Origin of the sequence: Arenibacter catalasegens, assembly GCF_002909235.1 — a bacterium.
In the GTDB taxonomy this organism is placed as follows: Bacteria; Bacteroidota; Bacteroidia; order Flavobacteriales; family Flavobacteriaceae; genus Arenibacter; species Arenibacter catalasegens.
On record NZ_PHQQ01000076.1, the window covers coordinates 1 to 1285 of the forward strand.

Consider the following 1285-nt stretch of genomic DNA (forward strand, 5'->3'; position numbering starts at 1 on the left):
TGGACTTGCAACAAAAAAGTGGACAATTAGATAAGAGTCATGCTGCTATTTTTTGATTATACAATTCTATTTCAATTTCCTCTATAGTCTTATATCCCAAAGAGGAGTGTATTCTTCTTCTGTTATACCAGGTCTCTATCCACTGGAAGACAGATAGTTCGGCTTCTGACCTTAGGTTATAGCTATGTTCATAGACCCATTCTACCTTTAGGCTCTTAAAGAACGATTCAGCTACTGCATTGTCCCAACAATTACCTTTTCTGCTCATACTTTGTTTTATCGATCCATTATATCTTTTCAGGATATCTGTGAAAGTGGAACTGGCGTATTGAGACCCCCTATCGGAATGGAATATAAGTTCTTTTGTGATATTGTTCGATTTAATGGCCATATTCCATGCAGGGACTATAGTGTCGCCGGTACTTAAGGTTTGGCCCATCGACCATCCAACGACCTTCCGGTGGAACAGATCTATAATTACCGTTAAATACATCCAGCCTTGTTTGGTCTTTATATAGGTTATATCCGATACCCAAACCTGGTTCGGTCTAGAGACGGTAAAATCCTGATCTAATATATTGGGTGCAACTGGATAGTTGTGCTTGCTGTGGGTCGTAGTTTGAAATTTACGCTTTCTTTTGGCAAACAGGTTATTTGCCCTCATTATCCTAGCTACCCTAGGTCTTGAGATGCAATATCCCCTTTTCCGGAGCTCCGCTTTGATCCTCGGTGCCCCGTAACTCCCAAAACTATCCTCATAAACATCTCGGATGGTAGATGATATGGCCTCGTTCTCCATCACTCTTTTGGAAGGAACCCTGCCCAACCAATCGTAATACCCGCTTTTGCTTATCTTGAACATTTTGCACATCTTCCCGACTGGAAATTTAAATTTATGGTGTTTTATGAACCTATATTTTTCCTGTCGCTCTAGGAGAAGATGGCTATCGCCTTTTTTAGGATATCTCTTTCTAGTTCGGCATTCCTTAACTTCTTCTTCAATTCTGCAATTTCCCGTTGCTCGTCCGTTAATTTGGGGTTTCCCTTTCCCGGGAAACTGTTCCTGCCATAGGCATCCGATTCCCTGCGCCAACGGCTCAAAACAGATGTAGGGATATCCAGTTCCCTGCAAATCTCGACAACGCTACCTCGTGCGTAACTAAGTTCTACAGCTTTTTCCTTAAACTCTGCAGTGTAATTTCTTTTTTCTCTTGACATTTTTCAAAGTTAATTTTAATAACTAAAACGCTCTTAACTCTATGTCCGGTTAAATATAGTAAGTCCA

General features: G+C 40.8%; 2 protein-coding genes. Both read right to left on the bottom strand.

Going from position 1 to position 1285, the window contains the following annotated elements; genetic code table 11:
- Nucleotides 1–37: 37 nt before the first annotated feature.
- On the bottom strand, nt 38–1033 hold the full coding sequence (locus CWD90_RS22910) for an IS3 family transposase (protein WP_239986605.1): 996 nt from the start codon (nt 1031–1033) through the stop codon (nt 38–40).
- Entirely contained in the window at nt 931–1218 is a 288-nt protein-coding gene (locus CWD90_RS23545) for a transposase (RefSeq protein ID WP_239986604.1), read from the bottom strand. The genes CWD90_RS22910 and CWD90_RS23545 overlap by 103 nt, the downstream gene beginning before the upstream one ends.
- Nucleotides 1219–1285: the final 67 nt, after the last annotated feature.